The following is a 19,693-nucleotide window of genomic DNA, read 5'->3' on the forward strand; positions in this document are numbered from 1 at the left end:
GTTTGAATAAAATAAATTTAATGCATTAATACACAGCATCTTAAAGATTGTCCGCTTAATGTAAAAGGAGTTATATTGTTCTTCGGAACGCTTCTGCTTGATCGAACGGAGCTTACAGCCTATAACGTAAAACAAGTAACCGGCGCCTGGCAACTCGCAACTGGCAACTGGCAACTGACAACTCCCTTTCTTATATCAACCGCCCCTTAATAACAATGGTGCCAGCCAATTTATCGTGGAAGCACTGCTGTTTCCGGTCCATAAACCCGATCAAATAGCTAACACCTAAGGTCAGCAAACCGGTTAATTTGGCTATGTTTCTCCATAGCGCCCGTCCGAAGCCAATGGGATTACCCCGGGTATCGGTCACTTTGATCTGTAATAGCAGCTTGCCCGGAGAAGCATTTTTAGCAGAACCTTCACCAACAACACAGAGGATAAATTTACATAAGGGCACAATGGCTAATCCGAACAAAAGAAGTGTCCACTGCTCCTGCGGATGCTCCGCTTTCATCACGATGGCCAGTGCAAAGCAACAGTAAATTAAAAAGGCAAAAAAGTAGTCAATACCCGCAGCGAGCAATCGAACATCCAGGGTAGCATAGTATTGAGGTAGTGCTCGCTCATACTGAACACCCAATTTCGCACTCAGATCGGGGATTTCCCGGAGTTCCTTATAATCGTCCCAGCCCACCTCTTTGATGAAGTCTGTCCCCCTCAGTTCCATTTCTTCGAGCTGCGCTAAACTAAGCGGGCCGAATGGTTTGCCGTCCTTTATAATATAATACAAAGTAAAAATTCAAAAGTAAAAATTCAAAAGTCAAAACCCCGCCGGTGCTACTGCAACCGCTACTGCTACTATTTGTTAACGCCTATCAATCCCTACTAACTCCTTCCCTGTCAAATTAAAAGTTTGCCTACCGTAGGGACGGTTAACAGCTTCGTTAACTGTAAGCATTAGGCAATGCATACCCACAACTGGCAACCGGCAACTGATAACTAACAACGAACTAATACCTCTTCACAGAAAACGAGCTAAGTCCGCCTTTTAAATCAATTAAATATTTATGTCGGGCCTGCTCGAACCCATCAGTAATATAAGTTCCGTCGTTCTGTTTAACGAATCCGGAAAACTCCTTGGAGGATAAGCCCGACTTCACGTCGATCCGGGCCGCTGCCTCTTTCGGGATCTCGATTTCTATACTTGCTACACCCGACTCAGCCTCAATCACCGATTCGCCGACCGGCATGCCAAGCTTCGTTTCAAAGGAAGCCGCGCCTCCCTTTAAGGTGAGACGTTCTACCTTATATTGGCTTAAGTCGAAATCAACGGCTCCCGCGCCAACATCAACCCGAATCGTCCAAAGCGGATTCGTGTTTAGCGACATGTCGACTTTATTTTCATCGCCATCGATGTTCCAATTTTTCTTCTTAACATCTTTCATGTTGAAGAATAGTTCCGCCACCGAATCTTTGGTGGTTGTTTGAAGAGCGTGGCCTGCAAAAACACCGCGTGAATGGGCCTTAAATAGATCAGTCGCCGTTCCCTCCATTTTATACTCTACCGCACCGCCTTTGATCTCCAAGCGTGCCCTTCGGATGCCTGCGTTATAGGGACTCGAAAAATCTGCTTCCTTAACTTCTCCGTCATCCCCCGTTTCATCCACATCTGCGCGTCCGCGAAAATGTGCACGTTCACCCCAGGCTGTACTTGGTTTTGATACTTGAAAACCAATAAAAATCAAAATAGCGATAGTGGCAATTACGGAAATCAGGTTCCCGATCCCGTGTTTGGGCAGCAACAGATTAACCCCTAAAATGATCAAAAATACGGGCCAAAAGCGCCATAAACTCGACCAATAAAAAGAAATAACCCCGGTATTGCTCAACAGCCACATGACGCCGATAAACAGCAGCACCAAGCCCCAATTTAATCTTTCTCTGTCCATATCTTTTATATCATTAACAATCTAACCAGCCCAGGTCGGCTCATATTTTAACTGCCGGCACAACATCTACCGCCATTTCCCTAGCTATAAAGGTTCTTCAGGCCCCTTGCCTCTGCGCTCCTCATCCTCGTAAGGTCGATCTTTGATCTGCTCTCCTTGCTCGCCCTCGCCTCGCCCGTTAAACGAAGTGAAAATGGTAAAAAGGCCTCCAATCACCAGTACCAACGGCCAGTACTTTATAAACTCATCCCAGGTAATAAAATCGGATTGCAAGAGCAGGAACAAACAACCAACAAACAAAAGCACAAAGCCTACGGCCCTTCTTTCGCGCCGCTGTTTCCGTCCCACATCCCGAAACAGGTTCTCTCCACCAACGTAGTAGCTTTTCCCGCCGGGCGGCCGACCATGGGGCTCCCGAAAATCAGGAAAGTCGAAAGCTTTGCGAGGGACCACGATCCACATGACGACATAAACGATCGGTCCTACCAGGCCAATGCCCACAGCACTAAAAAAAACACTAAGTATAAATAAAACCCGTATCCAGACCTTATCGATCGCGAGGTATTCCCCAAGTCCTGCGCAAACGCCACCCAGCATGCCTTCTTGTTCGTTTCTCCTTAATTCCTTTTCCATTGTAATAAGCTATTTGCTGTAAGCTGTATGCGGTAGCCTTTGTGCTTTCAGCTAAAGGCCCCTATTCACCGTTCGACAGCTCAGCTAAATCTCCAAATCAAGCGGCCGAATAAGGATTTCGTCCACATTGGCGCCTTTACTCATCTTTAAACAGGCCACTACGGCATTCGCAATGTCTGTCGCTGCAACAAACTTCTCTTCCGGAATATCAACGCCCTCCCAAGATGAAGTGTATGTAGAACCCGGGATGATTTCGGTAACTTTAACCCCGTAGTTCCCAAGCTCTTGCCTCAATATAGCTGTTAGACCATGGACAGCATACTTTGTTACACTGTAGGACGCGGCTTTTAAAAAAGGTGATTTGCCTGCCACAGAACCCACATTGAAAAGATGTCCTCCTCCCTTTTGGCGCATCTTTTTACCAAAATAAACGGCAAGATAATGCATGCTTAACACATTGACCGCAAATTGATCCGCCAGGGCACCGGGCGCTTCATCGAACAAACTACCGGGAATAAAAAGGCCTACATTATTCACCAGCACCTCCAATTCAGGGAAAACACGATCCACCGCCCGTGCTAATTCTTTCACCTGCTCCTGATCTTTAAAGTCTGTCACCTGATAGATTATTTGCTGATCGGGGCATAGCGACTGGAGTTCGCCTTGCAGTGCTATCAAATTGCTTTCCGTTCGAGCCGTTAACAGGAGATGGTAACCTTCCTTTGCCAATGCCAGCGCGATGCTCCGTCCAATCCCTTTGGTTGCCCCGGTTATGAGCGCACATTTTTCCATGCTATAGTTTTGCTTTTTTTGAATTATTCACCATGAGCCATTCGCTCATAACAAACAAATATATTAAATTGCTGTTTGTATTTCTGTTTGGTCGGCCGATTCGCTAAATTGCATATCAATGCGATTTTATATAAGTTTGGTGATCACAATTTTTCTTGAGACACGCGTATGTTTTTTACAAGCTTCGGCAAATATCTTTTACTTTTAAAATCAGTTTTTAAAAAACCTGAGAAAGCAAGTATTTACTGGAAAGAGATCATGCACGAGATGAACAGTATCGGTGTGGGCTCTTTGGGCTTAATTGCCATCATCTCTACCTTTATAGGGGCTGTAATGACTATGCAAATCGCGTTTCAGTTAGTGTCGGATCTCATTCCCAACTCCATCATTGGGCAAATTAATCGCGATTCCAGTATATTGGAGTTAAGTCCTACCATCTCGGCGCTGGTGCTGGCTGGCAAAGTCGGCTCATCTATCTCCTCACAAATTGGGTCAATGCGTGTCACCGAACAAATTGATGCATTGGAAATCATGGGCATCAATGCGCCGGGCTACTTAATTCTTCCTAAAATTTTAGCGGGCGTTACGATGGTGCCCGTCTTAGTCATTTTATCCATATTCCTGGCCCTAAGTGGCGGCTTAGTTGGAGGATCTCTATCGGGTGCTGTAACGGCTTCAGATTATATTATGGGCATTACGGGAGATTTTAATGGCTATACGGTGGCCGTAGCCTTGGTAAAAGCTTTTGTATTCGGTTTTGTTATCACTTCCGTAGCGGCTTATCACGGCTTCTACGTAAAAGGAGGAGCCTTAGAGGTGGGCCAAGCAAGTACGCAAGGCGTTGTCGTCAGTTGTATTATGATTTTGGCAACAGACTATATCCTTACGGCCCTCATGCTGTAGACAACCTTAGGAAGCAGCGCTGGTACATCGATCAATAATGGAAAGAGCCGCGCTATAAAAGAAAGTGTAGCTATCGTAAATTACTTGGCACTTAAGACTTATTAAAATGATTACAGTTCAAGACATATATAAATCGTTTGGTGACAATGAGGTACTCCGGGGCATATCTGCCAAATTTGAACCAGGCAAAATCAGTCTGATTATTGGCGGATCGGGATCCGGAAAAAGTACCTTGCTCAAATGCATGGTCGGCCTACACGAACCCAATAAAGGAAAGGTACTTTATCAAGATCAGGACTTCACGCGGATGAATTTCGAGGAACGCATTCCTATCCGCAAGGAAATTGGCATGCTGTTCCAAAACTCGGCGCTATTTGATTCGATGACAGTGGAAGAGAATATCACCTTCCCCTTGCAGATGTTTAGCGATATGAGCAAGAAGGAACGGATTGACCGTGCGAACTTTTGTTTGGAGCGCGTAAACCTGGAAGGGAGGAACGAGCTATTTCCTGCCGAACTTTCCGGCGGGATGAAAAAGCGGGTCGGTATTGCAAGAGCCATCGCTATGACGCCGAAATATCTCTTTTGTGATGAACCTAACTCCGGTCTGGATCCCCGCACTTCCATTGTAATCGATGAGCTGATCCAAGACATTACAGAGGAGTACAATACCACGACGGTTGTAGTAACACACGACATGAACTCGGTAATGGGCATCGGCCAATACATCCTCTTTTTATATCAAGGGGAGAAGAGGTGGGAAGGCTCTAACAAAGAAATCGCCCACACGGACGTCGAAGAGCTAAACGATTTCGTATTTGCCAGCCCGTTTATGAAAATCGCCAAGGAGAAGTTTTAATAAAGCAGTAGGCTATATGCAGCAGGCTGTAGACCTATAGCTTTTTGCCTATAGCCTAAAGCTTATATGCTCTTATCCAAGAACCAACAACAAAATCCGTATCTTTGCCAAAAAAATAAACGTTTTGACACAGACATCCAGCATACAGCTTTTGACCCCTCAGTATTGGAAAGACTATGAATTGATAGATTCCGGTAATTTTGAAAAACTGGAACGTTTCGGCGATTTGATACTGATTCGTCCGGAACCGCAAGCCGTCTGGCCAAAAGCCCTAAGTGAGCAAGAGTGGACTAAACGTCATCACATCCGGTTCAAAGGTCGCTCAGCAACAACAGGCGATTGGGTTAAGAAAAACCCGAAGACCGCCGACAGGTGGCATATCGCCTATAAAAACCCGGATGTAGCAATCAAATTCCGATTAGGACTTACTTCTTTCAAGCATGTCGGCATATTTCCTGAGCAGGCTGTGAACTGGGATTACATCTCATCTACCATCAAATCTTTCAAGACGCCCCATCCCAAAGTGTTGAATCTTTTCGCTTATACCGGCGGCGCTTCCTTAATAGCTCGGGCCGCGGGCGCGGATACGACCCATGTCGACTCGATTAAGCAGGTGGTGACCTGGGCGAACGAAAACCAGGAACTGTCGGGCTTAGATAATATCCGTTGGGTGGTAGAGGATGCCTTAAAATTCGTTAAGCGCGAATTGAAAAGAGGCAATAAATATAACGGCATCATCTTGGACCCGCCAGCTTATGGCCATGGCCCTAAAGGCGAAAAGTGGAAATTAGAAGACCACATCATGGAAATGATGACGGATGTCGTTCAATTATTGGATCCAAAGGAACATTTTCTGATTTTAAACACTTACTCCCTTGGCTTCTCCTCGGTCATTGTCGAGAATCTTATTAAAAGTGCCTTTCCCTCGGTTAAAAACCTAGAGACTGGCGAACTATTCCTACAAGCGACAGCCGGCAATAAACTTCCATTAGGCGTATTCGGAAAGTTTAGAAGCTAACCGAACGGCCTTCAGTCCTTTCAATTCAACTAAAAAAGCACATTAAAAAGTTACTCTCGGTGCCCTCCCTATGGGGCATCAAGGGCCTTTCTTATTACCAACTTATCTATTTAATAGGACTTTATTTGGATTTTGTTCGGACTTTATTCGGACCTTGTTCGGATAAAGCCGACTAAAATACAATTTAAGTCCTTATTTGTTAACTCTTTATTATATCTTAGTAAATAAGTTGGTACAGTCTTAACCATAAGATGTGCCAAGTACGAACCGTCATGATAAATGTTATGGGAAAAGCAATCAACGGCGCCAATGGCCCAATCTCGGGAAAGGTAGGTAGTGTGGTCTTTTGTAAGTGGAAAGGGATCGACTATGTTCGCTCCTTGCCACGCATAAATCGAAACCGAAAACCTACTCAATCCCAAGCGAAGCAACGCAGTAAATTCAGTTTCATGCAAGAAATGTTAAGTCCCGTTGTACCTTTCGTTCGCCTGGGTTTTATGAACTACGCCCCCAATCGAACAGGGCATAACTCGGCTATGTCGTATAACCTTAAAGAGGCTATATTGGAAGAAGAAGGTGGATATAAGCTGATTTATGAAAATTTCACCTTCAGTAAAGGCATTTTACCTGCGCCAAAAGAGGTACAAGCGATCAGAGAGGGGGATTACGTTCAGTTTACCTGGAAGTATAACCCGAAAGACGAAAAGGAATCGGTTAATATCCGTAACCGAACACTACTGCTCTTATACTTAGATGGGGAAATCACTTTCGCCACCGGTAAGCAATTTGGTAATTATCGGCACGAAGGATATGACCAAATAGAAATTCCGAATGGGGTCAAAGCAGGATCAACATTTCACGCTTATATCGCCTTTTTCGCTGAGGATGGAAGTAACAACAGTTCGGATAGCGTATATGCGGGCGCTATAGAAATCCGATAAAGTTTTATACCTTTACCTTAAAAAAGGTTCTTATTCCCTGTCGAATCGTTGTTCGACAAGATAATTCTCTTTTGTTGCAAACAACGGTAACAAGGCACTCCATTGTACGTCTTAATGATCATGGAACACAAAGAAAGCCCGAAAAACAGTAAATTCATTACCTGGCTCAAGCGACTTGGATTTTGGGGTTTTCTTTTCTTTCTATTGAAAGGGATTCTTTGGTTGATACTCGGTTACTGGGTTCTTAAATAGCAGGGATTTGGGAGTTGTCGAAGAGCTACACACCTATACTTCCTAAGTCAGCAGTGAACGAGCGAATGGGAAACGAAGGATAGGCATGGAAACATCGACACTAAAAGACTTAAGTTTGCGGTAAAAAGGGTTGCGTGAAGGATGAAATAGCGTTATGGGATGAACAGTAAAAATAAAGCGGATATCTCCCGACAACCGCTTTACACTAACTAAACTAAACAACTATATAAACAATCTATATAGATCTCTTATTCCAGCAGCAAGATGCTGTTTTAACAAAGAATCCGGTTTCAAGAAATGAAGCAGAAACCGGAAACTTTAACCAACCAAACCTAACATGAGACATGCTATTTCTTTAAATAAACCGTCTTTATTTAGAACGATTATTAATAATGCAAGTATAGAATTTATTTAGAACAAGTACAAATAAAAAGGCGATTATTTTCCGCAACTTGTAAAACCGTTCCAACCGAAGCGTTCATGTACAGCACGCCCCAAGCTTGCTCTGCCAAACCTATATACGCTTAGAACAAAAAGCCGAAGCCGAGGAGATACCTACTAGGGGACTCATAGCCAAGCATTAAGCATTCGCTAAACTCTTCAAAAATTTCTGCAATTTCGGCTGTATCACGGCCGCACAGTAGGCATTCTCGGGATTGTTATTAAAGTAATCGTGGTGATAGTCCTCCGCCTCATAAAAAGTTTGCGCTTCCACTACCTCTGTAACAATCGGACTGTCGAACACGTTTTCCTCCGTTAATTTATTGATAAAGGTTTCCGCTTCGAATTTTTGTTCAGCATCATGATAAAATACGGCCGAGCGATATTGGGTGCCGATATCGTTGCCTTGTCTATTTAAGGTTGTTGGGTCATGTGTTTTAAAGAAAACGCCCAATAGATTTTTATAAGAGATTTTATTAGGATTATAATCAATTTGCACCACCTCGGCATGCCCGGTTTCTCCGGTACAGACTTCCTTATAGGTAGGATTCTCTTTATGTCCTCCCATATATCCGGGCAGCACGGTATTAACCCCCGCTAGTTGCTGAAAAATCGCTTCTGTACACCAGAAGCATCCTCCTCCAAATGTTGCTTTCATATCGGTTTAATTTAAGTAGCACCAAGGCCTTACTGATGCACAGTAAACCCTTTAAAATATACGCTAAAATAAGGATTGTTGACCATTATCGTCCAAATCGATGTCATCCGGATTGGTAATCTCCAAGTCAATTTTTGACTTAGCTTTCTCAGCCGGCCCTTTGTCTTCAGGGTTCGCCCCTTCTGTATGGCCGTCAACAGCCGCAACGTCTTCCTCCCCGGTTTTTTCACCTTCTTTCGCCTCCGCACTCGATTCAACGTATTCGTCCTCTGCAGACAATAAAGTTACCTTCTTAATCTCATGCGGACTCAGCCGATTTCCTTGCGCTTTCATCCCTTTAATATCAACAACTTCATTTAAATGTTGTTCTGTTGTTTCCGGAATTTGTGTTTTCCCTTTTAACACGTCGAGTCTGACGAGCGGATCCTTTCCGTTGGTAAGGATCAACAACTTCGATCCCGCATCGTCGTTGATAATGGAGGTACTTTTACCGATGGGCGTATTTTCAAAAACGAATCTTTTTACTAGATAATTACCACTCTTGCCGTCTATATGAACCGCCGTATACACCTGTTCGGGCTTATATTTTTCGATCCGTAACATTTTCGGATCAAAGTGGTTTGTCAGCTCAAAACTGGTTAGATGATACGTACCATCGGGCATCACGACCAATATGCGGTCATCGCCGTCAAACTCGCCTAAATATTTACCTCTGCCGTCGACATTCAAACGGTTCAAGACATCGTCAAACCAGATTTTCCTGCCCGCCAAGGTGGAAATCCCTTTGGATTTCAGGGTAATCTTTTTTATCGGATATTTACTTACTATGTTTCCCTGCGACCCGCGCCCTTTAATCGCTATTTCTGCAAAATCAAGGTCAAACTGCAGTTTCCGTAGCTTGGAATGCGGTTTGAGTTGTACATTTACCACTTCGGCCTCCCCATTTGGATTTGCCGTAAAATAGAGAACCTTCGAACCCTTGCTACCCTTGGTCAGGTCGTATTCTTTATCCCTTGTCACCCCCAATATCGAAAAGCGTTTAATATAGGAAATGCCCGTCTTGCCATCCCGGTAAATCATATTATAGACCGTGCGTTCATCGCCTTTCTTAAAAACGCCGACGTGAATAATATCCTTACCCACAAATACTTTATCCTGCACTTTCGTGACCAAGCAGGTGCCATTCTCTCTGAAGGTAATAATATCGTCGATATCAGAACAATCGCCTACATACTCATCTTTCTTCAGTCCCGTTCCGATAAAACCGTCGGCCCGATTTACATATAATTTCACGTTGGCTAAAGCCACCTGTGCCGCTTCTACCTTTTCGAATATGCGGATCTCGGTTTTCCGTTCGCGCCCTTTTCCGTATTTATCCTTTAGTTTCTGGAACCAAGCGATGGCATAATCCGTCAAATACTTCAGGTGATGCCGCACTTCCTTAATTTCCTCCTCTAAGCTTTTCATCTGCTCATCCGCCTTTTTCACATCGAAGCGCGTGATGCTGCTCATCGGCTTATCAATCAGCTTTTTATAATCTTCGGGCAGTATTTCCCGGTAAAAGCGATCAAAAAAGGGCGTAAACAAGCGGTTTAATACGGTTACTACCACCTCAAAATTCCCGGCATTTTCGTAGTCGGCATGCTTATACATCCCCTCCTGAATAAAGATTTTAAGCAGGGAGCTAAAAAAGATTTTTTCCTGTAATTCGTTTAAACGGATCTCCAGTTCCTGTTGAAGCAGGCCTTTGGTATGTGCTGTATTTTCAATGAGCACCTCATTGACACTCATGAAATGCGGCTTATCATCGCGAATAACACAGGTATTTGGCGAGATTGACACCTCACAATCCGTAAAAGCGTAGAGTGCATCGATCGTTACGTCGGGGGAGATCCCCGGCGCCAGGTGTACAATAATTTCGACCGTTGCGGCCGTATTGTCTTCGATCTTTTTGATTTTAATTTTACCCTTATCGTTAGCCGAAATAACGCTATCGATCAGTCCACCGGTAGTAGTTCCGAACGGAATTTCTGTAATGGCCAAGGTTTTCTTATCGCGCTCTTCAATCCGCGCTCTCACTTTCACCTTTCCTCCCCGCATGCCTTCATTATAGGCCGACACATCTGCCAGACCGCCCGTTGGGAAATCGGGCACCAGGTTTGGGCGACCGCCGCGAAGTACGTCGATCGATGCATCCAGGAGCTCCACAAAATTGTGCGGCATCACCTTGGTCGCTAAGCCGACCGCAATCCCTTCCGCTCCCTGAGCCAATAACAAAGGAAATTTTACCGGGAGCGTAACCGGTTCTTTATTCCGGCCGTCATAACTTAATTGCCACTCGGTGGTGTCTGGATTGAAAACGACATCGTTGGCGAATTTACTTAAGCGCCCTTCAATATAACGAGGTGCTGCGGCGGAATCGCCGGTAGTGGGGTCTCCCCAGTTTCCCTGGCAATCGATGAGTAGATTCTTTTGACCGATTTGCACCATCGCATCACCGATGGATGCATCACCGTGGGGATGATACTTCATCGTATTACCGATGACATTGGCAGCCTTGTTAAACCGACCGTCGTCCATTTCTTTTAACGAATGAAGAATACGGCGTTGCACGGGTTTCAATCCATCGTTGATATGGGGCACAGCCCTATCAAGTATAACGTAAGAAGCATAATCTAAAAACCAATTTTCATATAGCCCTGATATCGGAACGGTTTGATTGTTGTTTAAGGCTTCATCGCTATTTCCTGAAAGTTCGTTATTGTCTATTTCTTCGCTCATTTTTATTAGCCTTTAGGTGATAGCTTTCAGCAATTTGCCGGCTGTCTTCCGGCATTTTGCTCTTATATTTCGGTCAGCTGCGCCTACAGAAGCAGCCTGCAACCCAAGTAAAGCGCCGTAAAAATACTAAACATTTTGGTATTTAAGACAGGAATTATCGTTGCCTTATTTGTATACTATGCCTGAAAGGGCTAAATTTAAGCTTATTTTTTACAACATGAAGAAAACAGTATACGCATTAACGCTTGCATTGCCCTACTTATTCGCCTGCAATAGCGGAGAGAAAGAACATTCCGTGAGCGATTCGACGGCCTTCAAAAGCATTAGTGAAGCGGGCCTTGCCAACTACATCAAGGTGCTCTCGAGCGATAGCTTGGAAGGTAGAAAGCCTTTTAGCAGCGGTGAAGAGAAAACGATTCAGTACATCCAACAGCGCTTTACAGCAATTGGTCTGCAACCCGGGAATGGAGAAAGCTTTTTTCAGGAAGTGCCGATGGTAGAAATCAAATCTTCTCCGGCAGAAATCGTCACCTTTACAGGTGCCAAGGGCAAAGTCGACTTCAAACTGCTAGATGAAATCGTTTTAGGTAGTCGGCGCGTACAGCCCCGGATCGATGTCAAAAATTCGGATGTGGTATTCGCGGGATTCGGCATTGTGGCTCCTGAATTCAACTGGAACGATTATGAAGGACTGGATGTGAAAGGAAAAACTGTCGTGGTGATGGTCAATGACCCCGGGTTTTATAATAAGGAGCTGTTTAAAGGGGAAACGATGACCTATTACGGCCGCTGGACCTATAAATTTGAAGAGGCTGCCCGACAGGGGGCGACCGGCGTATTGATTATTCATGATACCAACGCGGCGAGCTATGGCTGGAATGTGGTACGCAGTGGCTGGAGCGGACCGCAGCTCAATTTACAGACGGCCGATAACGGCGCTTCCCGATGTGCTTTTGAAGGCTGGTTATCGGCTGAAGCCACGAAAGGGCTCTTTGCCTTAGCGGGTGTTTCGATGGATCTGTTAGAGGAAGCCAAGAAACCCGGCTTCAAAGCCATTGATATGCAGGTGAAAACGGGTACCACTATCAAACAACAAACTAAAAAGTCCATGTCGAACAATGTGGTAGCTAAATTGACGGGTAGCGAACGCCCTGATGAATATATTATCTATTCGGCACATTGGGACCACTTAGGGGTTGGTGAAGCTATCGAAGGCGATTCGATTTATAATGGCGCGGTGGATAACGCCACTGGCGTTGCAGCCCTTTTTGAAATTGCGAAAGCTTTTAAGGCGGCGAAAACGGCTCCCGAGCGTTCGGTCCTTTTTATTGCCTTAACGGGTGAAGAAGAAGGCCTATTGGGCTCGGAATTTTATGCCACGCACCCGATTTATCCCTTAGCTAAGACCGTGGCGAATATCAATATAGACGCATTGGCGCCCATCGGCCGGACGAAAGACCTCATCGTAACGGGAATGGGACAATCGGAAATGGACGACTACGCTTCCGCCGCAGCGAAAAAGCAAGGACGAAGCATCAAATCCGACTCGAATCCGTCTGCCGGACATTTCTTCCGTTCGGACCACTTCAATTTTGCCAAAGTGGGTGTACCGGCATTGTATCCCAGCACAGGCGATGATGTAGTAGGAAAAGGCATGGAATATGGCTTGGCGCAGAAGGAAGCGTACAATGAAAAGCGCTATCACCAGCCTGCCGACGAATTCGACGAGTCGTGGCAATTAGACGGAATGGTAGAAGATTTACGCCTATTCTTTGACGTAGGCTATACTTTAAGTCAGCAAACCGACTTTCCAAAGTGGAAAGAAGGATCGGAATTCAAAGCGGCCGGAGAGAAGAGGTAGGGGGAGGTGTGAGGTTTAAAGCTGTAGGCTGTAGGCTATAAGCCGGTTGTGCGTGCTAAAAAGCCTCACAACCGGCAACTAACAACTGGCAACCGGTAACCGGCAACTAATATTCCGGTAATAGCGGAGCGGTTCCCATAATTTCGTCAATTTCTTTCAATACTTCCGGCGTTAATTTTGGAAGGACTTCCACTGCTTTTAAGTTCTCCTGAAGTTGCGCGTCTTTCGTTGCGCCGAGAATAGCCGTGGTAACATTTGGATTAGCGATCGTCCAAGCAACGGAAAGGGTTGCCAAGCTGGTACCTAATTCACTGGCGACCTTCGTCAAGTTCTTCACCGCTTTTAGTTTTTGATCGGTATAGGATTTATCCTTCAGCCACTCATATCCTTCGAGTGCCAAGCGCGAGCCCTCGGGTATCCCTTCATTGTATTTTCCGGTCAACAAACCGGAGGCCAAAGGGCTCCAGATTGTAGTTCCCATGCCTAAGTTGCGGAAAATCGGAAGATAATCGACCTCCATTTTTTGTCTATTGAACAGATTGTACTCCGGCTGCTCCACCGCTGGCGGTTCCAGGTTCAATCGAGCGGCCACGGCATGCGCCTCAACGATTTCTGCTGCGCTCCATTCACTGGTACCCCAATAAAAAACCTTTCCTTGTTGAATTAAGGTATTCATCGTACGCACTACTTCCTCAATTGGTACATTTTTATCGGGCCGGTGACAGTAATACAGGTCGAGGTATTCTACCTGCAAGCGCTGTAGCGCTTCGTGACAAGCTTCCATTATATGTTTGCGACTTAAGCCGTATTGATTTGGTTTTTTGTCGGGCCCTTTCCAACCGAAGAAAACTTTACTGGAAACGATGTAAGAAGAGCGCTCCCAGTTCTTCGCTTTTAATACCCTACCCATCATCTTTTCGGATTCACCGCGGGAGTAAACCTCCGCATTATCAAAAAAGTTAACACCCGCATCATAGGCGATGCCCATTAGACGATCGCTTAAGCCATCATCTACCTGTCGGGCAAAAGTTACCCACGAACCAAAGGACAAGGCACTCAACTGTAAGCCCGTACGCCCCATTCTTCTATATTCCATAGCATGTTGATTAATTGATTGCTAAAAAACCTAAGTTAGGTTATTCGTCCCGAGTTCAGAAAAAAATATCCGAACTCAGGTTAAAACTAAAGAATGCGGTTAAAAGTTTCAAAAAAAATAAGAATAATGACGAATGATGGGATGATCAGCAGCAGGATGGTTAATACCAAAAGAGCATCTATTTTTGCGATAGATGCTCTTTTTAGTTCACTTAATAGCCGGGGTTCTGTACCAGCTTATCGTTTCGGTTCATTTCGTCCCGATGGATACTGATAAAATACATTTTATCTAACCACTGTCGGTTTTCAATTCCGGGAGCCAGTTCTGTAGGTGTGTAAGTATACGTATAGCTTTCTGGATCGTATTTATATACCCTTACTTGCCTACCTTCTTTTAATGCTCCGAATACACGGATGGTTTCGATTTTCTGTCCAAGAGTTGTTGGCGCAATCATCCAGCGTCTCGTATCAAAAAAACGATGTTCTTCAAAGGCCAGTTCTACCCGCCTTTCGTTCCGATACCGTTGCCTCAAGGCGTCGCCTGATTCGGTCACCGCCGGCATACCCACCCTAAAGCGTATTCGATTTAACCAATTACGCGCTTCTCCATCCTCTCCAAGCTCTATACAGGCCTCTACATAATTCAGTACCGCTTCGGTATATTTTAACACTGGCCAAGGGATATACTGACGCGTGTTTTGGTCAACCACTGCAGGGTCAGGGTCTGTAAATTTCCGAAAATAGTACCCGGTATAAGACCCGTTCCAATCCTCTATGGGGCTGTTTCTCGTATCCAGGCCATATTGCGTCGTTACAGCACCGGAAGCGCTGGTTATTTGATACTGTCCGGTTTGAATCTGATTATTGGGATCGCGTCCCGCAACGTCCGACGTACGAGGCTTCCAATCGGCACCATCATACAAAATCGTTGCGTAAAAGCGCGGATCTCGGTTCTGGTAGGGTGCTGCCCTATGAGCGGGGTTATCCCAACTGAAAACGGAGCCATCAATCATTTCATAGTCGTCCACCAAATTCTGTATCGGTGTATTTCCTGCCCAATTATGATAGCCGTTCGGCCCATTGTTTCGGCCCACATAATTACCTGCTTCATCTTTCAGGTTCATAAAGAATCTACCTAAAAGCAGTTCTTGCGCTCCATCGCTCGAAACAGCCTTACTTCCACCTCCCAATGAGAGTATTTTATAATTTTCGGTTCCTTCTTCCGAACTTACCGGAGCTGTTAAGTCCAGTTTATAAGCATAGCGCGCTTGATTAACCACGGCGAAAGCCGCTTCTTTAGCCCTTTGCCACCGTTCTGTACGACTACCAGTGGTATATCCTAGGTATTCCAGATTGCTATATCCCGCAATAGTAGGCGACTTTGCGGATGCGGTAGGTATATCATGTAGGTCGCTTGCAGCATAAAGCAGTACTCTTGCTTTCAAGGCCATCGCAGCAACATCGGTAGCTCTTCCGTTTGATTCGGCAGAACCAGCAAGCAGTTCGGCCGCTCGATCGCAGTCGGCGACAATAAAATTCACACATTCCTCATAGGTGTTCCGGGCCGCGGTATAATCTGCTGCACCCAACTCATAAGCTTCGTCTATAAGCGGAACGCCTCCATAATAACGTAAAAGTTGCTGATAATAATAGCCTCTCAAGAAGTGAACTTCTCCTAAAAGGCGGGATGCTTTTGCCGCATCATCAAATTTCGGTTCCGTTAAATTTTTAATAGCGATATTGGTCGCGCGAATCCTTTTATACAGTTCACTCCAACTATAGGTTGCATGAATAAGACCCTGGTCAGCTGGGTTGGACCGGGATTCCATAATGGTATTAATTCCTCTGCCGGGATGCGTAAACATCGACTCATCTGTTAACGATGATTGCATTTCCTCTGTAAAACCGCCCTGGCCTAATCCATTGTAAACCTCCAGTACGAACGCTTCTGCTAAAGCGCCATCACTCCAGGTTACTTCTTCCGATACTTCTCCCAATGGTTGTGTATTTACAAAATCATCGTTACAAGCACTTAAGCAGAGTGTCGTCAACAGCAACACGAGCGTTTGATATATTTTTCTTTTCAGTTTCATGACAATCAATTTAAAAAGTTACAGACGCGCCAAAATTCATAATCCTTGCCTGCGGGTAATACTGCCCCGTTTGATTCAGCGATTCGGGATCATAAGCTTTAATACCACTAATGGTAAAAAGATTCAATCCATTGGCATAAATTCGTAGATTGCTCATTCCCACTTTTCTAATCCATTCGATGGGGAAAGTATAACCTATTTCAAAGTTCTTTAACCTGATGTAGTTGGTGCTTTCCAGCCAATAGGTATTTCCGGTAGAATAATATTGGTCGCTTCGATCTGCAATCCGGGGATGTTCACTGCTCGGATTATCTACTGTCCATCGATTTTCATAAAATTGCGTCAAGTAATTTCCAATCGCTCCCGATTCTGCAGTACTTACAAATAACTCCCCTCCGGTTGCGCCCTGAAAGAGTAAAGTAAGGTCAAAATTCTTATACTGTAAACCAATATTCAAGCCTCCCTGGAAAGTTGGAACCGTGCTTTTATCTCTTCTTACCTGGTCGTCCGGTGTAATTAAACCATCGCCATTAAAATCTTTATACTTCATATCACCTGGGCGCAAATTATTGGTTATTGCGCTATAGTCCAGCGTATTTGCTGCGATATCAGCTTCATCCCGGAACACCCCGTCGTATATATAATAGAGTCCGGCATTCAACATGCTTCCGGTAGTTCGTTGCCATTCCGGTGCACCTGGCGCTTCATCCCAAAAAACGATCTTGTTTTTTGCGTAACCACCGTTCAGACCGATATTGTATTTAAAATCTCCGCCGCCGCTATTATATCCGATACTCAAGTCCCATCCCTTGTTCTCCATTTCTCCGATATTTTCTGCTGGCAAGGTCATTCCTGTACTTTGCGGGATAGATGCATTCCGTTGCCAGAGGATACTATTCCGCTTGTTCATAAAGACATCAAATTCGAAGTTTATTTTACCGTCAAGCAACTGGCCGTCCAAACCTAGGTTATAGTTATTTGCCACCTCCCAAGTGATAAAGCGATTTGGTACGCGGCTTTCATACAGCGATTTCACGAGGTTTCCGTCTACGATGTAAGTTCCGAAGCCATAGGTGGAAAAATACTGATATTCTTGCAGCACATCATTGTATGTTACATTGTCATTCCCCATCTGGCCGTAAGAAGCTCTCAACTTCAAATAGTTCATAAACGTGACATTATCTTTCCAGAAATTTTCTTCCGAAATGCGCCACGCGCCCATTATGCCCGGGAAGAAACCATAGCGGCTATTCTCGGGGAACATGTACGAACCATCGTAACGCCATAGGAATTCGGCAATATACTTTTCTTTATAGTTATAACCGACTCTTCCGAAATAGTTCAGCCTAGCTCGTTCCCATGCTGTACCGTCATTATCCTTTTCAGCATCTCCTCCGGCAAACATTTGATCGATGGCAGCAGAAATAAAGTACCGTCTAAAAGCATTGAAATTATCATTTCGGATCGTTTCCCTATTTACGCCAGCCATGATATTAAAAGCGTGTTCACCAAATTTCTTATCGTAATTGACGGTGGCACCCAATAAGATGTTTAATTGATCTTCATTACCTTGCGTTAAGGCAGGATCTGGCCGTGGACCACGCAAGCCTCTTTCCAACCTAGGGGTCACACCGTCGCTTTCGTATTCGCCCTGCCACGTGTAGAGATACCAAGGAATTTCCCACCGTTTGGTTTGTTTGATATATTTATCCGCGGACGCTGTACCCGTAACCTTCAAGCCTTCGACACCTGGAATTTGGATATCAATTTGTCCGTTGGTTTGAAAATAATAACGTTTATCCCGATCGTAACCGGTTTGGTCGGTCGTAATCACCACTGGATTTTCACCGTATTCGATATCAGGGCCCGGTAAACCATTCGGCCAAAAAGCGGGCATGGTGGGATTACCGCGCATCAACATCCTGAAGATGGTTCCGGCCGACTTTGTCGGAAAATTCCTGTCTTCTTGCCGCCCCAGCACACCGATTTTGGTGCTTATGTATTTGTTGATGGTGGCGTCTAAGTTTATACGGAGATCGTATTGCTTATAAGAGGTTGCCGAGTTCTTATAGAAGGCATCCTGATGCTGATAGCCTAGCGAAGTCAAATACCGAAAGCTGTCGGATCCTCCCGTTAATTGAATATTGTGCTGTGACTGTGGAGACCAGGTTTTTAGGGTAGCGTCATACCAATCGGTGTTCGGATGCCCCCAAGGGTCTGAACCGTCTTTAAACAAGCGTATATCCTCAGGTGAAAACGGAGCCGTAACCACGGAGCCGTTGTTAAGCGTGTAACTTCCAGTTTCGTTAAAAGCCGAATTAGCTGCTCCCCATTCGTTTACCGGTAGTTTAAACAACTCCAACTCATTCCGCATTTCTGCATATTGTGCTGCATCTGCAAGTTGTGGGATAAAAGTAGGTTGGGAAAAGCCTTGATTAAAGGTATAGGATAGCGATGGTTTACCTTCTTTACCTCTCTTGGTCGTCACCAAAATGACCCCATTCGCGGCTCGTGCACCATAAATCGCAGCGGCGGCGTCTTTCAGTACCGAAATATTATCGATGTCCGCAGGGTTAAGGCGTTCAACACCTCCCTGCCGGGCCGGAATACCGTCAATTACCACAAGCGGCGATGAGTCGCCAAATGTATTGGTACCCCTGATCCGTATACTGGAGCCATCATAACCAGGTTCCGCACTACCTTGGGTTGCCGTAACACCGGCGAGTCGACCTGCTAATGAGTTCGATACGTTAAGCACGGGCGACTTCACCAGCTCGGCACTTTTTACTGTAGCAACCGAGCCCGTGATGGTTTCCTTCTTCTGTGTACCATAACCGACAACCACAACTTCATCTAAATTTGCTAAGTCATCTTGCAGCACAATGGAAAGGGCCTTTCGGTTATTGACGGGCTCTTCGAGGGTTTTGTAACCCACCATTGTGAACACTAAAGTTGCATTTGCGGGAACGTTTTCGAGGTGAAATCGTCCTTCTCCGTCCGTACTGGTACCTTGCTGCGTACCTTTAACGATTATACTTACTCCTGGGATTCCTTCATTACCGGTCATGGAATTAACCCGTCCGGTAATATTGATTTGTTGTTGAGAAGTTTCTGTACTTTCCATCGAAACAACGGTTCCAATGCCTGTTTTTGCCCAGCCGATACCCGAGGGAACGGCCACGGAAAGCATAAAGAAGGGGTACAAAACCTTCTTGGCAGTTTTGTAGTTTAAGTTCATAAAGATTGGTTTTTAGTTTTAAATAATTGGCTATAAATGTGTAAAACACATTTTTTTGCGCAAAAAAAGATTCTGCTGATTGTTAATTCATAAATGGTTTTTTAGTTTTTGTTTATTGTTATTATTGGTTATTGTAAACATAAACAATTCTTGTATACGATGCAAGAAAAATTTAGAAA

At 44.9% G+C, this 19,693-nt stretch carries 14 protein-coding genes; 5 read left to right on the forward strand and 9 right to left on the reverse strand.

Annotation, left to right across the window (positions count from 1 at the left end):
* Window positions 1–190 precede the first annotated feature (190 nt).
* From EPX21_RS09425 to EPX21_RS09440, 4 genes are all read right to left on the reverse strand, one after another.
* Window positions 191–790 carry an RDD family protein gene (locus EPX21_RS09425; RefSeq protein ID WP_134089424.1) on the reverse strand — a complete coding sequence of 200 codons (600 nt, stop codon included), beginning with the start codon at window positions 788–790 and terminating at the stop codon, window positions 191–193.
* Window positions 791–1,010: 220 nt separating this feature from the next.
* Window positions 1,011–1,949 (reverse strand): LiaI-LiaF-like domain-containing protein, encoded by a 939-nt coding sequence (locus tag EPX21_RS09430; protein WP_134089425.1) that lies wholly within the window; start codon window positions 1,947–1,949, stop codon window positions 1,011–1,013.
* An 84-nt stretch (window positions 1,950–2,033) separates the two neighbouring features.
* Window positions 2,034–2,582, reverse strand: coding sequence for a PspC domain-containing protein (locus EPX21_RS09435; RefSeq protein ID WP_134089426.1), 549 nt, complete (start codon window positions 2,580–2,582; stop codon window positions 2,034–2,036).
* Window positions 2,583–2,666: 84 nt separating this feature from the next.
* On the reverse strand, window positions 2,667–3,374 hold the full coding sequence (locus tag EPX21_RS09440) for an SDR family oxidoreductase (protein ID WP_134089427.1): 708 nt from the start codon (window positions 3,372–3,374) through the stop codon (window positions 2,667–2,669).
* 168 nt (window positions 3,375–3,542) lie between these two features.
* On the opposite strand from EPX21_RS09440, the gene EPX21_RS09445 reads away from it, so the two are divergent.
* From EPX21_RS09445 to EPX21_RS09460, 4 genes are all read left to right on the forward strand, one after another.
* Window positions 3,543–4,277, forward strand: a complete 735-nt coding sequence (locus tag EPX21_RS09445; protein ID WP_134089428.1) for an ABC transporter permease — start codon at window positions 3,543–3,545, stop codon at window positions 4,275–4,277.
* Window positions 4,278–4,383: 106 nt separating this feature from the next.
* The gene (locus tag EPX21_RS09450; RefSeq protein WP_134089429.1) at window positions 4,384–5,136 is read left to right on the forward strand and encodes an ABC transporter ATP-binding protein; all 753 of its coding nucleotides are present in this window, start codon (window positions 4,384–4,386) and stop codon (window positions 5,134–5,136) included.
* A 124-nt stretch (window positions 5,137–5,260) separates the two neighbouring features.
* Window positions 5,261–6,154: a class I SAM-dependent methyltransferase gene (locus EPX21_RS09455; RefSeq protein ID WP_206106040.1), complete on the forward strand. Its 894-nt coding sequence runs from the start codon at window positions 5,261–5,263 to the stop codon at window positions 6,152–6,154.
* Between the two features lie 284 nt (window positions 6,155–6,438).
* On the forward strand, window positions 6,439–7,095 hold the full coding sequence (locus EPX21_RS09460; protein WP_134089431.1) for a DUF6266 family protein: 657 nt from the start codon (window positions 6,439–6,441) through the stop codon (window positions 7,093–7,095).
* Between the two features lie 832 nt (window positions 7,096–7,927).
* Here EPX21_RS09460 and msrA read toward each other — a convergent pair.
* Both msrA and EPX21_RS09475 read right to left on the reverse strand, forming a co-directional pair.
* Window positions 7,928–8,446, reverse strand: coding sequence for a peptide-methionine (S)-S-oxide reductase MsrA (msrA, locus tag EPX21_RS09470; protein ID WP_134089433.1), 519 nt, complete (start codon window positions 8,444–8,446; stop codon window positions 7,928–7,930).
* A 63-nt stretch (window positions 8,447–8,509) separates the two neighbouring features.
* Window positions 8,510–11,227, reverse strand: a complete 2,718-nt coding sequence (locus tag EPX21_RS09475) for a DNA gyrase/topoisomerase IV subunit A (protein WP_134089434.1) — start codon at window positions 11,225–11,227, stop codon at window positions 8,510–8,512.
* Between the two features lie 217 nt (window positions 11,228–11,444).
* Here EPX21_RS09475 and EPX21_RS09480 point away from each other — a divergent pair, with 217 nt between their 5' ends.
* Complete coding sequence (locus tag EPX21_RS09480; RefSeq protein WP_134089435.1) at window positions 11,445–13,088, forward strand: M28 family metallopeptidase; 1,644 nt, start codon at window positions 11,445–11,447, stop codon at window positions 13,086–13,088.
* A gap of 106 nt (window positions 13,089–13,194) precedes the next feature.
* Here the strand turns inward: EPX21_RS09480 and EPX21_RS09485 are convergent, their stop codons facing one another.
* The 3 genes from EPX21_RS09485 to EPX21_RS09495 all read right to left on the reverse strand — a co-directional run bounded on the left by EPX21_RS09485 (window position 13,195) and on the right by EPX21_RS09495 (window position 19,514).
* Entirely contained in the window at window positions 13,195–14,184 is a 990-nt protein-coding gene (locus tag EPX21_RS09485) for an aldo/keto reductase (RefSeq protein WP_134089436.1), read from the reverse strand.
* 211 nt (window positions 14,185–14,395) lie between these two features.
* Window positions 14,396–16,276 (reverse strand): RagB/SusD family nutrient uptake outer membrane protein, encoded by a 1,881-nt coding sequence (locus EPX21_RS09490; protein WP_134089437.1) that lies wholly within the window; start codon window positions 16,274–16,276, stop codon window positions 14,396–14,398.
* A 10-nt stretch (window positions 16,277–16,286) separates the two neighbouring features.
* Window positions 16,287–19,514, reverse strand: a complete 3,228-nt coding sequence (locus tag EPX21_RS09495; protein ID WP_134089438.1) for a TonB-dependent receptor — start codon at window positions 19,512–19,514, stop codon at window positions 16,287–16,289.
* Window positions 19,515–19,693 lie beyond the last annotated feature (179 nt).

This window comes from Olivibacter sp. XZL3, assembly GCF_004368405.1.
In the GTDB taxonomy this organism is placed as follows: domain Bacteria; phylum Bacteroidota; class Bacteroidia; order Sphingobacteriales; family Sphingobacteriaceae; genus Olivibacter.